At 68.6% G+C, this 13,427-nt stretch carries 8 protein-coding genes; 1 reads left to right on the top strand and 7 read right to left on the bottom strand.

What is annotated here, in order from left to right; all coding sequences use genetic code 11:
- Positions 1-95 precede the first annotated feature (95 nt).
- The 4 genes from B3S45_RS11930 to B3S45_RS11915 form a co-directional block, all read right to left on the bottom strand.
- Positions 96-473 carry a sulfate permease gene (locus B3S45_RS11930; protein WP_286720816.1) on the bottom strand — a complete coding sequence of 126 codons (378 nt, stop codon included), beginning with the start codon at positions 471-473 and terminating at the stop codon, positions 96-98.
- 258 nt (positions 474-731) lie between these two features.
- The gene (gene mobF, locus B3S45_RS11925; RefSeq protein ID WP_286720818.1) at positions 732-4,256 is read right to left on the bottom strand and encodes a MobF family relaxase; all 3,525 of its coding nucleotides are present in this window, start codon (positions 4,254-4,256) and stop codon (positions 732-734) included.
- Positions 4,257-4,382: 126 nt separating this feature from the next.
- On the bottom strand, positions 4,383-4,799 hold the full coding sequence (locus B3S45_RS11920; protein WP_286720814.1) for a hypothetical protein: 417 nt from the start codon (positions 4,797-4,799) through the stop codon (positions 4,383-4,385).
- Between the two features lie 5 nt (positions 4,800-4,804).
- Positions 4,805-5,110, bottom strand: a complete 306-nt coding sequence (locus tag B3S45_RS11915; RefSeq protein WP_286720812.1) for a hypothetical protein — start codon at positions 5,108-5,110, stop codon at positions 4,805-4,807.
- Between B3S45_RS11915 and B3S45_RS11910 the strand changes: the two genes are divergently transcribed.
- Positions 5,109-7,757, top strand: a complete 2,649-nt coding sequence (locus B3S45_RS11910; protein ID WP_286720810.1) for a DEAD/DEAH box helicase — start codon at positions 5,109-5,111, stop codon at positions 7,755-7,757. The genes B3S45_RS11915 and B3S45_RS11910 overlap by 2 nt on opposite strands.
- A gap of 24 nt (positions 7,758-7,781) precedes the next feature.
- On the opposite strand, the gene B3S45_RS11905 is transcribed toward B3S45_RS11910, so the two are convergent.
- The 3 genes from B3S45_RS11905 to B3S45_RS11895 all read right to left on the bottom strand — a co-directional run bounded on the left by B3S45_RS11905 (position 7,782) and on the right by B3S45_RS11895 (position 12,977).
- On the bottom strand, positions 7,782-8,603 hold the full coding sequence (locus B3S45_RS11905) for a hypothetical protein (protein ID WP_286720808.1): 822 nt from the start codon (positions 8,601-8,603) through the stop codon (positions 7,782-7,784).
- Between the two features lie 2 nt (positions 8,604-8,605).
- A complete protein-coding gene (locus tag B3S45_RS11900; protein ID WP_286720806.1) occupies positions 8,606-11,950 on the bottom strand; it encodes a DUF499 domain-containing protein in 3,345 nt (1,114 codons plus the stop codon).
- 100 nt (positions 11,951-12,050) lie between these two features.
- Positions 12,051-12,977, bottom strand: a complete 927-nt coding sequence (locus B3S45_RS11895) for a hypothetical protein (protein ID WP_286720805.1) — start codon at positions 12,975-12,977, stop codon at positions 12,051-12,053.
- Positions 12,978-13,427: the final 450 nt, after the last annotated feature.

Here is a 13,427-nt window from a genome sequence, read left to right as displayed (position 1 = left end):
GCTTTAAGAGACACGCCCTAGCGCGGTAGCGCCTCGGTCGCTCCCTCCCCCCTTTCGCGCGGCCTGCGGTATGAGAGGCGCGACAGCGGGGCTTGTCAGCCTCTCGTAGAGGCGAGCACCGGAGGAGGCCCGCCCATCGCGTAAGCCGCCGACTTCTGCTCGAAGGCTTGGCGCCGCTCGGCGCGGCGAGCCCGGATCAGGATGATGAGGGTGATCGGGCCGTTGACGAGGAACTTCAGCGCGTTCCAGATGAACAGCAGCACGACCAGGTTCAGCCAGCCCGGCCCGCCGTCGGCGATCCACACCGTCAGCAGCCACGCGCCGAGCAGGTACAGCACGGCGATGAGCATGGCGGGCGCGCCCCACTTCAGGCCGCGGCGCGTGTGCAGCGCGTCGAGCAGGATGTTCGTCGGCATGTACGTCCGCAGGAACAGCCGAACTCGGATGCTGAGATTCCAGAGCAGTCGGAACACGATGTCCGCCTCCCGAGAGGGTGCGTAGCTCCGCCGAGGAGGTAGATCATGTGGTGAGTGTCCCGAGGGACCGTCGCAAGCGACCTAGAAATCGTGGCTACTACCTCAAGATCAGGGTACGCCCGACCCGCGAGACGCGGAAGGGATGCGGCGGGAGTCGCGAGAGCGCCAAGTAAGGAGCCCCGCGTCTGGCGCGCACTCCAGCCCAGTGGCATGTCGGCTCGCAATGAGCAGTCGCTGAGCATGCCCGTTTTGCCCTTACAGGCGCGGCCCAGCGACCCTGAGACTGCGGGTGGTCGGTCCAGGTTCTGCCGCGCGTACCGCGAGCTGTTGCGCGCGAAGGGTCGCGGCGCGTGCTCGTGCCGCGTCTGCGCGTTGCGAAGCATCATCGCCGACAAGGCCGAGCCCCCTGGCCACGGCGATGCCGTACTTGTCGCGATAGGCCGCGACGGTGCGTGCCTCGCGTCGCCAAAGTGCGGCGAGCTGCGGATCAGAGGGTTCCATCCCGAGTCCCGAGATCCACTCCCCCGAGGACTCGACGGCCTCGGTGACGAGCGCGTCTGCTCGCTGCTCGATGAGCGCGGCACGTTCACGGAGTGCGCTGCGCATATCGTCGTCCATCGGGCCGAGCGCGGGAGTGACGACTCCGGCGATGGGCGTGGCGGGCTGGCGCACGCGCCCCGCGCCGTTCGTGTGCTCCAGGGCGCGGATCACCCGCTCGTGGAGCACCGCGGCCACATCGCCCGCGTCATTGAGCGGACGAGAAGCGACGAGAGCGCTCAGAAGGCGCTCGGCATCGTAGCCGTCGGCTTCGGCTCGGCGCAGCTCTGCGCTGAGCACGCCGAACGCGGTCGAGTCGATTGCTGCGGATGCCTCGGCCTCGGTGAGCCGCGTCCTTCGCAGCAGAGCCTCCCACCGTGGCTGTTGTGCGGCGGCGGCGATGGTCTCGTACTCGGCGGCGAGCTGGCCGACCGAGCGCCAGGCGTCCTGCTCGGCGGCTATCGTCTGGCGGGCGGAAAGTTCTGTGCCGACGTGCTGGAGCACCCCGGCGAGCACCCTGCGCGCCGCGACTGCCTTGGTGTCCTGGGTAGGCGGATGGATGTGGTCGTCGTCGGGACGGTTGATCGAGACGTAGGCGGTGTTCCCGAGCCTTCCGCGGGTCATGGCGACGTAGAAGTTCTCGCGCGTCGCGCCGGGCTCGATGAGCGTGTGTCCGGTGTCGACGGTGACGCCTTGCGCCCGGTACGCGGTGACGGCGTAGCCGAGTTCGACGTGCTCGGCGACGTACGCGGCGGGAAGCCGCACGGTCGCGCCCCAGCGCCGTCCGGCGGGACGCGCCCGCAGCGATCCGTCGGCGCCGATGGCGGTGATCGTCCACCGGCTGCCGTTGCGCACCCAGCCGCGCCCGGTACGCAGCGCACGGTCGTTGCGGCGGGTGATAATCGCGTCCCCGATGGAGCCTTGCGTGCCGTCGTGCAGCCATACCTCGGCGCGCGCATCGACCTGCCCGGCGAGGATGAGGTCGGCGCGGGCGCGCTGGTTCAGGGTAGTGACCATCGCGCTCGACTCGGCGATGAGGATGCTCGCCAGTCCTGTGGCGCGGTCGCGCTGCCACGCAGCGTAGGCGGCGTCAGCCATGCGCTCGGCCTCCCCTGCGTGGATACGCCCGTGGGCCTGGTAGATGTCGATGGCTTCGACGCGCCCGTGGCGCAGGTCGAGGGTAGCGTCCTTCTCCCAAGCTGCGGCAATGCGGCGCACGTCCGTCAGCTCGGGCACATCGTCGCGGTCGGCGACGAGCATCCCGAACGCTCCCCCGGCGTCAACGGACTGGAGCTGCGCGGGGTCGCCTACGAGCAGCACCTTGGCTCCGGCCTCGACCGCGACGCGCACGAGCCGGTCGAGCGCGAGCGTCCCGGCAAGGGATGCCTCGTCCACGATCACGAGCTGCCCAGCAGCGAACCCGATGCCGCTGTCGCGGTAGGTCTGCCACCACTTCGCGGTGTTCTCCGTCGGGATGCCGAGGTCACCGGCCAGCACTTCGGCCGCGACCGCGGACGGTGCCAGGCCGATGACTGAGCCGTGTCCGTGCTCGGCCTCCCATGCGCGCCGCAACGCGCGCAGCGCGGTGGTCTTGCCTGCCCCCGCGGGGCCGACGAGCAGGTCGAGCATCCGGCCTGACGACGCAATCGCTGCGAGCGCCGCGCGCTGGTCGTCGCCGAGCGTGCGCCCACGGTGGGGTTGCAGCGCGTGCGCGATGGTTGCGTCGGCCAGGCGCGGTGCAACCTGCTCGCGGGAGCGTGCAAGCAGCCGGTCCTCGGCGGCGAGCACCGCGGCACCGCTGTAGCGGGCGGCGTTGCGGGGGCGGAACATGCTCGTCCCGTCCGCGCGCTGGAACGCGGCGGGGCTAGAGGCCAGCTCGGGCGGCGTGAGCCGGATGGACGCCTGCTCCGCGGCGTCGATGACCATCCCCGTGATCGCCTCGCGGTCCTCGGTGGCGGTGAAGCGCCAGCCCATCGTCTGGCGTGCGGCCTCGGCGTAGAGATTCCAGTGGCTCCACGTCGTGCGCTTCTCGGCAACCGCGGCGACCACCGACGCGCCGAGCCTGGCGATCCGCTCCAGCGGCACGTCCTCCGCGCGCAGGAGCTTCGCGGGCTCGACCGCGACGGCTTCTCGCGCCCATTCGGTTGCGTCCCGGCCCAGCAGTCGGCTCGCTCGGGTGCGCCACTCCTGGGCGAGGTCGGCGAGTGGGCGGACTTCCTTGTCGGGCCGGGTTGCCAGCGCCGCCTGCTGCCGCAGCCGGATGATCGTCTCCCGCGACGGCGCGTGCCCGTGCGCGATCTCGTACTCGGCGATCAGTCGGTCCTTCTCGATGTCGATGTGCCGGGACCGGGACGAGAACTCCGCGACCAACTCCTCCGGCACCGTGGCGACCGCCCACACCGGGTTGCGGTCGGTTCCCCGCTCGCGCCGCTCCCAGCCGACGCCGAGCGCGCGGGTGAGGTGGTCGGCGAAGACCGCGTTGTGCAGCTCGCTCAGCGCCACGGTCGCCGCGTGCAGCGGCCGGCTGTCCAGCGACCGCCACTTGCCGTCGAACAGGGTGCACACCTTGTTGCTCACCACCACATGCGTGTGCAACTGCGGATCACCCGCCCGCGAATCGAAGTGATCGAACGCGGTGGCGATCAGCCCTGTCACTTCCACCTGCGCAACCGCGCCGTCGCGGGAGGTTGCGCCCGAACGCGTCGCCGCAATCTCCCGCTCCATAAACGCAACAACCTCCGCAACGGCCGCGTGGTGCGCCTCTGCGATCCGCGCCTGAGTCGCCGCGTCCGCGAGACCCCAAAGCACCGATGCGGACTTCGGCAGTGAGAACGTGAAGTCAAAACCCGCGACCGCCCGCCGCGACCTGCGCGCCGATTCCTCCGCCTCGATCACCGCGACTGCCTCGGCGCGCTCCGCCGCGCCCAGCGCCGGATCGAGCCGGGCGAGCCGCGTGGCGATCCGATCCTCAACGGCCGGGAACACCGGGTACGCCTTCCCCAGCGGATCGCCAGTCACCGGGTCAAGGCCCATACCCAGCAGGAGCTGGAGCTGCGCCTCGGACACCTGCGCACCCTCGTGGATCTCGCCGTTCCCGAGCGCGGCAAGGCCGCCGCCCATCCAGCAGCCGGGTGGAGTGCCCTGCTCGGCGTAATAGCGGGTCAGCGGGGTCGAGAGCGCCCGCTCGCCGTCGGCGGATGCCACGGTGCGGAGCAGGTACTTGTAGCCGTCCCCCGCACCCATGACCCGCATCGAAACCGACACCCCGCACCGCCTCTCTCGTCAAAGAGGTGAGCCACTGAGCCCGCCGTCAGGCGGGGTCAGCCTCGATGTGCCAGACGTGTACTGGTCTCTGGCGGGCTTCCGAGGTCAGACAAGGCGGCCGCGGACGACGGCGATGTCGCGCTCATGATCGCGCACGATCCTGTCGGTCTTGGTCGTGAACTCCGACTTGTGGATCACGACGAGCCGGATACCCTGCTGCGGCAGGATCTCCGCCTTTCGCTGGTCGTAGAGCCGCCGCTGCTCGCCACGGGACACGCCGGAGACGGTCGCGCGACGGTCAAACAGCGGGACGGCCACGGTGTGCTGCTTCTCCTGGAACTCGACGACGAGCCCCAGCGCAGGCCAATACCCGTCGACGGGGAGCCTGCGAGCCCGTCCGGTCGTCGGCGACACGTCACCGACAAGCCACAGGAACGTCGCCTGTCGCTCCCCGCGGACCCCGATCACCTCGTCGCAGAGGTCGAGAACGTAGTGCTCATCACTGTCGGCGCGCTTGCCCACGATGCCTACAGGTACTCGATGACGGCCACTACGCGGATGACGCCGTTGAACTCGTCGCCGCCTGCGATGGTGGACAGGGCGACGATGCGGTGCTCCGGCCGGACAGCGAGCTCCTGCGTGAGCGCATCCTTGACCGAACCGCGCATGAAGTTGTCGAGGCGCACCTCCACAATCTCTTGGTTGCTGGTCAGTCCCTGAGCCATGTCCATCCCCTCGATGCGCTCGACCGCGTGCTCGCCACGATACGGCGCATCGGCGACATCGGTCGGTGCCGATAGCGTGAGTGTGCCCGAGAGGAACAGCAACCACATGCCCCTGAGCCGTGACGAGGCGCAGCGTCTGCGCCCGGTGATCGAGGAGGTCGCCGCGTGGTCGAAGCACGCCGCCGACCTCGCCGCCCACCGTGCCCGCGTCGCCGCTGATGCCGATACCGCCTTCGGCGCGCTTCGCGCGCGCATGGTCGATGTGGCGATCCGCAACGGGAGCCGCTGGGGCGTCCTGCCGCTGCGGGATGGTGACAGCGGGCAGCTTGGGCTCCTCGCCCGGTTCGCCGCCCTGCCGGAGATCCAGGCGAGCGAGGCGACATGGCTAGGTCAGCTTACGAACGAGGTGCCGCGGGCGCTGAGCGACGCGAGATCGAACTTCGGACTCCGCAAGCTGTTCAGCGGTGGGCAGTCGCGCGACGCTGCCGAGCGGGCGGGCCGGTATCTGCTCGACTACCCGGGCTGGGGTGCTGCGGCGAGCGTGGCGACGGCGCTGACGCGCCTCGATGATCGCGGGCGCACGGCACAACCCGTCGATACCGCACACACACTCGTGCCCGCCGTCGGCTTCGCTCCGAGGCTCGCGTCGCTCGGCGCGGGCCAGCTCCTACCGGGCGCGACTGTGGCTGGGCTTCCTGCTGCGATCAAGACGATCCAGGACGCGCTGAGCAGAGAGGCGCACTATCGGCAGCAGGCGCTCGATGCGGGCGTTGCCTTGCGCAAGGCAGAAGCGCAGAAAGTCATCGCGGAGATGCCGGTCGACCGGCTGAAGGACGCGACCCGTGAGCGCATCCGCATCAGCCCGCTGTCGGATGCAGGCATTGCCACAGTGCAGGACGTCTTCACCTACGCGAACCGTCTCGCGTCGATCCCTGGCATCGGGGCGACCTCCGCACATCGGATTCGCGGTGCTGCGCAGACTCTCTGGCAGACGACCTACGAGGAGATGCCGGTACGCATCGATATCGCCAAGCCCACGCCGCAGACCTTCGATCTCGTCCGGCACCTGGCGACCTGGGACGCGACGCGGAAGACGAAGAATGCGACCCGTGACCTCGCGCGCGCCGAGGCGCTCACGCCCCTGGCACAGACGCTCGACCCTCGCGTGATGCACCTGGCGATCTTCGGCGCTAGCACGGACGAGTTCACCTCCGCCGTCGAAGCGGTCGCGCTCCGTGCGCAGAGCATCTCGGGCACCGCAGCAGGCTCGGCTCCGCCCGATCCCTGGCAGGACTTCCTCGCCAGGCCGGCCGACTACTTCGCCATGTTGCAGGAGCTGGGCTTCCTGACGGAGGACGAGGAAGCGGTGCTCGGCGGGCTCCCCGATGAGGTCGTCGCCGTGGTCCGGGAGTTCGAGCTGGAGACGGAGCACCTCTCGGTGTCCTTGCGCGGGTATCAAGGCTTCGCCGCGCGTTTCGCACTCGTGCAGCGCAAGGTCATCATCGGCGACGAGATGGGGCTGGGGAAGACCATCGAGGCCCTTGCGGTGCTGACGCACCTCCGCTCGAAGGGCTCACACCATTCGCTAGTGGTCTGCCCGGCTGCGGTCGTCACCAACTGGATTCGAGAGGTGCAGGCCAAGTCCGCGCTGAACGCTCATCGGCTGCACGGGCCGGGCCGGGATGCGGCGCTGCGGAGCTGGCGTCGCAACGGAGGCGTCGCCGTTACGACCTACGAGTCGCTGGGATGGCTGGAGCCGCACCTGGGGCTCGTGGAAGAACTCGCATGCGTCGTGCTCGACGAAGCGCACTACATCAAGAATCCGGGCGCGCTCCGCGCCCAGCGCAGCGCCCGCGTGATTGACCGTGCCGACCGCGCGGTGCTGCTCAGCGGCACCCCGCTGGAGAACCGCGTCGAGGAGTTCCGCACCCTGGTCGGCTACATCCGACCCGACCTCATCGTCGACGCCAGCGAGCTGCGTCCGCGATTGTTCCGCCAGCAAGTCGCGCCGGTCTACCTCCGGCGCAACCAGGAGGACGTGCTGACGGAGCTTCCTGAACTCGTCGAGGTCGAGGAATGGCTGCCCCTCTCCCGCGCCGATGCGCACGCCTACCGCGAAGCGGTGATGGCCGGGAACTTCCAAGCAATGCGCCAGGCAGCGATGCTCCAGGGCGGTGAGTCCGAGAAGCTTCAGCGCCTGGTGGAGGTTGTCGAGGAAGCGGAGGACAACGGCCGCAAGGTCATCGTGTTCTCCAACTACCTGAGCGTCCTCGATGAGGTCACCGCGGCGCTGCCGGGCGTGGTCTTCGGGCCGCTTACCGGAGCAGTCCCAGCACCCAAGCGTCAGGCGATGGTGGACGACTTCACCGCGGCTGAAGCGGGCGCGGTGCTCGTGTCGCAGATCGTCGCCGGAGGCGTCGGTCTGAACATCCAGGCCGCGTCGGTCGTCGTGATCTGTGAGCCGCAGCTCAAGCCGACGACCGAGTGGCAGGCCATCGCCCGTGCCCGCCGGATGGGTCAGTTGCAGTCCGTGCAGGTGCATCGCCTGCTCTCCGAGGAAGGCGTGGACGTGCGCATCATGCAGATCCTCGCCAGGAAGCGAGAGCTGTTCGCCGACTTCGCGGCAATCAGCGAGACCGCCGAGGCTGCACCGGAAGCGTTCGACGTGTCCGAAGCCGAACTCGTGCGCGAAGTCATCGAGTCCGAACGCCAGCGCCTCTTCTCCAGCTCACGCGAGACCGAGGAAGCTGGCTGATCGGAGATGCGGCCAGAATCTAGCTCACGCCCCCGGACTACTTGGAGGATCGACGGCAGCGATCGGATCAGCGCCGCTCCAGACCTCCTCGTAGTGAGCGCGCAACAAGTCCGTCGTGGTCTCGCTGAGGTGGGACACAACAGTGAGCTGAGCGCCTCCTAGAGAAGCACCAACCATGAGCCCAGAACCCGTGCGCGGCAAGGCGAGTCGATCATGTAGCAACTTGGCTTCTGCGTCGACTAACCGAACCTCAGCATCCGGATGCGCGCTGAGCACGATCCCGAAGTCTCGTCGGCGCTCCTCTCGCGTCTGGCCTGCGATCTTTCGGCCAGAGAATGGGTCGGCCGCAAGAACGCGCCGAACCTCGGCGTGGCCAAGCACGTCGAAGAGTGCTGATGCCGGGAGATACGGATCAATGAACAGCGGCTCGTCTAGCTTCGCAACCTCAATGAGCACGCGTGCGTTCGTCACTGGATCGTCCAGATGACCAACAACTTCGAGGACTGCATCTTTCTGATCCGAATTTGCAAGCCTTGGCGCCCCGGCCAAGAACACCCGCCCGATGTCGGTAATGCGTACCCCGTCTCGCGGCGAGGATGACGCAAGCCCAGATGCAACAAGATAGTCAGTCGTGGAGTCGTCCGAGTACTCGTACTGGAACATCGCCGCACTCAGAGGGCTCTCCCGTGGCCGCCCGCTCCAGAACTTCTCCCGCCCCGACTGCGGAAACGGCATCAGCGCATAGGCATCAACCGCGGCCCTGGAGGGCGCTTCGCCAGCGTCAGCGACCGCAGCCAGGAAGCCAAGTGCCTTCAGCACTGCGTCGGACGCGACCGGGACGCTCACCGCTACTCCGCCTCGAACTCGTTGGTGGTGAACTTCAGGGTTGTGGCGTTCTCGCGGATGGTGCGGAGCTGCTGCTCGGTGAAGCCGTCGGGGTGGATGGCGTCGATGGAGAGCGAGATGGTGAGCTTCGCGCCGGATGCAGCGAGGTTGGTCAGCACCTCGGTGGCGATCTTGGCGAAGTCCGCGGAGTAGCGTTCGGCGCTGATCGGCGCGCTGCCGACGTACCGCGTCGCCGCGGGCTTCTTCGCGGGCGCTGACGCGGGAGCGGCGGTCGTAGTGCCTCCCGCCGCGCCCGCGGCTGCTGCCGCCGCAGTCGCCGGGGAATCCGCCTCCGGCTCGGGCGTGCTGCTGGCCGCGGTCGCGGCCAGGTCTTCGGCGCGCTGTGCTTCGGCCGGTGCGGGCTTGACGATCAGGGTGGCGTCGGTGACGGGCGCGCGCCCTGTGTCGCCGGGCAGCCAGAGTCCGCCGTAGCGGTCGGTCGTCTCGTCGTAGCCGTCGGCGAGGGCGAAGCTCTCGCTCTGCCAGAGCAGCGGCTGGTTGTCGATGGCGTCGATCAGCACCTCGCGGGAGCGGAGCCGCGGCATGTACGGGTACTGCGCGTACAGGCTCCACAGGTCGCCGACAGCGATGTGCCCTGCCGCCCAGGCTGCGGGCACCTTCGTATCGAGCGCGAGCCGGATCGAGCGGGCGGCGTGCTGGGTCGAGTACGCGCCCGCGCTGCCGAGCTTCTTGGCGACGCGCTCGGCGAGCGACCCCGCCTGCCCGTCGGCCTTGACCTCTTCCAGCTCGAACGGCGAACCGGGGTCGGGCGCGACAGGGTTGAGTACCCACTGGTAGGTCAGCGCGAGACGGTCGTCGACCGTGCGGCCGAACTGGTCGCGCTTGTCGACGGCCTGGGCGAGCTGCTGCGGAGTCAGGTTCAGCTCGTTCGCCTTCTCCGCGATCTCCTTCCATGCCAGGAATGAGCGCGCGGCCTGGTCGAGTTCGGCCAGGCGCTCCTCGTCGGGGGCGAGGAACACGACCATGTTGCGATTGGCGCGGTTCGCGGTGCCGCGGCGCTCGGTGGCCTGCTGGGCGAAGTCGTGCGCGGGCGAGTCGCCCTTCTTGCGGCGGTGCGGGAACTTCGGGTGCAGGATGACGAGCCGGGCCTGGTCGGTGTCGGGGATGTCGCCCGAGTCGGCCGGGCCAACGTGGACGCCCGCGAAGTCCGACCGGGCGCGTTCCTCGCCGCGCAGCCGCTTCACGATCTCAGCCCACACGTCCTCGGGGTGCAGCGCGTCGGCGGCATCCTTCGCACGGCGCGTGATGTTGGCCTGGGTGTCGTACCAGTGCTTGCCCGCCGACGAGTAGTAGTACGTCGTGCGGTCACCGAGCTGGGTGAGCGCGGAGTGGAAGTTGCCGACGACATCGCCGGGGACCGCGGTGCCGATGAACACCCGCTGCGTGTCGATCCCCTTGTGCGCGGTGCCGATGGTCGGTGCCGCGCCGAAGAACACGGTGCGTGCCAGGCGCTTGGTCACCGACCGCTGGCCGAGCACGGGCTTGTCGCTGTCGATGCGGGCGGGCTCCGAGTTGGTGCCGTCCACGTCGGCGTCGATGACGGCCTTCCACGAGTCCTGGAGGTACTGCGTCAGCTCGGCGTTGACCGACGCGACCGCCAGCGGGATCGAGCCGGGCAGGATGAGCGGCCCCTGGTCTTCGCCGACCCAAAGTGCGTGGATGACGGCGTTCATCAGCCGAAGCACGCCACGGGTGCGCTGGAACCGTTCCAACGAAGACCAGTCCTCGTAGAGCCGGTCGAACAGCTCGGGATGCAGCGGGTAGGTCTGCTGGATGCGCCGCCCGTACTGCGGGTCGCGGGCTTCCTTCGGGAACTCCCCCGCGTTGGCCTGGTAGAACTCGCTGAACGCTTTGGCTGTGGCGGCGATCTGCGCGAGCGCCTGGGCATCCTCCGACTCGAACAGGCGCTGCTTCACGATCCGGTACGCCTCGTCGCTCGATGCTGGACGCCACTGGTCGGCCACCCGCCGCACGACGTTCTGGAGGCGCTTCAGCGCCTCCATGCCGTTCGACCCGCCGACCTCCTCGGCCGCGCCCGCGACCTCTCCGCTGTCGTCGCCGTCGTGTGAGGCAGGGATCGAGATGGCGAGTAGCACGCCGGGGATCGACTTCGCCGCCTCGGTCAGCGACTGCGCGAACGTGAACTGCGTGTCGAACGTGCCGCCCGCGAGATCCTCGCGACCGTAGAGCTGCCGCGCGTAGGCGACCCACTCGTCGATCAGGATCACCGCAGGCGCATACTTCGCCAGCAGGACGTGCAGGTCGCCACCGGGGTTGGTGCGCTTCTCATCGTGCTCGCGCACGATCTCATACGCCTCGCGCCCGCCGAGCTGCCAGGCCAGTTCGCCCCACAGCGTGTTCACGCGAGTGCCGTCGTCCTTGGTCTCACCTTGCGGCGCGAAGTGGTTCCCGACCAGCGCGACCCGGCTCGCGGTGACGCCCTCCGCCGGGTAGCCGTTGGCCGTCAGCAGCTCCTGCGCCTCCTGCGGAAACTTGGCGATCGGCAGACCGCCGGCCAGGTGCCACAGCGCGAGCATCGAGTGCGACTTGCCGCCACCGAAGTTCGTCTGCAGGTTCACCACCGGCGAGGCGTTCGCATCCCCCGCCAGCCGCTTCACCGCGCGGCCGATCAAGTCGCGCAGACCCTCCGTGAGGTAGGTGCGGGCGAAGAACTGCGCCGGGTCGGAATACTCCCCGCTCGTCGCCGCCGGATCGCGGGCGACCTTGTAGAGGTCGGCGGCGAACTCGCTGGACTGGAAGTTGCCCGTCGCCACCTCGTCGCGCGGCTTCAGTACCTGCCGCCACGGGGCTAACCCTGACGCACCGGGCACTACGGTCGAGGACTTCAGCGCGCGCGAGTCCTGCTTGCCCGTGGCGATGCGGCGCAGGTCGAGCCGAATCGCGTCCACCTTGTCGGCCGCATACGCCTGCCCCACCGCGGCCAGCAACAGCCGCGCGTAGTCGAGCGCCCGCAGCGCCGCGTCGTCATCGAAGGAGGCGTTGTGCGCCCACTGGTTCCGCGTCTCGCGCAGCAGGCTCGCATACGCCTCGTGCTCGCGCGTGACCGTGCCCTTGAACGGATACCACCCCTTCTTCACCCGACCCGTCAGCCCCTCGGTCAGCATCCGAAGCTGCACGGCAGGGTCTTCCCGGCTGTATGCCTTGCCGGTAATGCCCTTCTCCTCATCGGCAAGCTTGACCACCAGCGCCCAATCGGAGTCCCCGATCTGCGGCTCCAGCACCTCCGCGATGAACGGGTCGAGCGCCTCCGCAAGGATCTCGAACATCCGCCCAATGCGGTCACGATTTGATGTCGCCACTAGAAAGCCTCCTGACTTCCCAGGCTACCGGCGGCCTGCGACAGAGCCGTGGTCGGCGCGTCGAGCGCTACGAGTTCGGCCCGGCGACGTGCGCGCGAGCGCTCTCGGCACGCTCGTCGGTATCGGGGTGATAGACCCAGCCTGTCTCGGCCGACCAGTGGAATATGTCGAGCCCGTTCGCAAGCCAGAGGTCGGTGACGCCCTCAATCGGCGTGAACGTGCCCCAGGTGAACAGGCTCGGCGACAGCGCGAGTAGGTCACCATTCTCGCCGTTTGCGGCGACGGGGAGATACAGATGGCTCCGGCGAGCAGCGAGCGTCGCGCTCTCGGTGCGCAGCTTCTCGATGTGTCGAGCGATGTTGGCGTCGGTAGCGAGGTATTCGGAGAGCCTCTCCAGGTAGGGCGTCTCGGGGCGCTCGGCGATCTCTGCGTTGGCGCTGCTGAAGTAGACGCCGGGAGGTCTCTCATCGCTGAACGGCCGGGCACTCAGCCCCGGCCCCAGCTCCACGGTTCCCGCCTCCGGGTCGGCGCTCGCAAGCACCTCCGCCCAGGCTGGCGCCCGCTGCTGAAGGTCACGCTGGCTCGGCGGCAACTCCACGAACCGCTCGAACTCAAGTCCCCAAGAGTGGACTCCGTTGTACGCCACGTGGACGGCGGGAACGATGCGATCACTCATCGTTCTGAACCGCCGCATGAACTCCGCGTCTGTCGTCTGCATGACCTCGGCGACCTCCAGGTAGTCGCCCTCCCCCTGCAAGACGAGGTCGACCAGCCGCTGACCTGCCTCGGCGCCGTCGCGCGGCTCCGGCCAAAGCCCCGTGTGCGCAGCGAGCGCCCATGCCGCTCCCGGCTCGCCGGATCGCAGCCCGGTGAGCGACTTGAGATGGGCGTCGAGCCTCTGGATGCGCGAGTCATCTCCGAACGCTCGCAGACCGTTCGGGAACGAACGGCCGACAGGACACCAGCCTTTCAGTAGATTGCGCGGCTCACTCATCGAAACTGACCGCCGTTGACTGCTGACGGTCCTCTGAGCGTTCGGGAGCAGGCCCGGACTCCTGTTCCTCTCCGTCCGAGCCGTAGCGGGCGAGAAAGTCCTCCTTGGTAAGGAGCATGACCTCAGCGACAAAGACCCGGCTCGGTGGGAGGACTCCCCCCGTGATCGTCCGCGTCAAGCGTCGACCCCATGCGAAGACGTCGAGAGCCCAAAGCCCTTCAAGAAGTTCGGTCATGCTGCGGAGAGCGCCCCGTCGCTGCGTCAGAGAGTCAATCTCGTTCGCAATCTCCCCCCAGTCCTTTATCGCGTCGAGAAACTCGTCTCCGGCGTCAACTCGGTCAGCCGCATGGATGTCATCGATTGGAATGAGGTTGAAGAATCCGGCACCGGCGACGGTGTTCCATACCTGAGTGCCAGAAAGCAGAGGGCGGATTCAAGCGGTGGTCGCAA

The organism is Microbacterium sp. UBA1612 (genome assembly GCF_002321605.1).
Taxonomy (GTDB): domain Bacteria; phylum Actinomycetota; class Actinomycetes; order Actinomycetales; family Microbacteriaceae; genus Microbacterium; species Microbacterium luteum.
The sequence above is the reverse complement of the archived record's forward strand: the minus strand, read 5'-3'. Positions and strand labels throughout refer to the sequence as shown.

Excerpts from the sequence above, each read along its gene's own strand:
- B3S45_RS11910 (WP_286720810.1), top strand. The coding sequence starts at position 5,109 with ATGCCCCTGAGCCGTGACGAGGCGCAGCGTCTGCGCCCGGTGATCGAG.
- B3S45_RS11915 (WP_286720812.1), bottom strand. The coding sequence starts at position 5,110 with ATGTGGTTGCTGTTCCTCTCGGGCACACTCACGCTATCGGCACCGACC.
- mobF (WP_286720818.1), bottom strand. The coding sequence starts at position 4,256 with ATGGGTGCGGGGGACGGCTACAAGTACCTGCTCCGCACCGTGGCATCC.
- B3S45_RS11900 (WP_286720806.1), bottom strand. The coding sequence starts at position 11,950 with ATGTTCGAGATCCTTGCGGAGGCGCTCGACCCGTTCATCGCGGAGGTG.
- B3S45_RS11895 (WP_286720805.1), bottom strand. The coding sequence starts at position 12,977 with ATGAGTGAGCCGCGCAATCTACTGAAAGGCTGGTGTCCTGTCGGCCGT.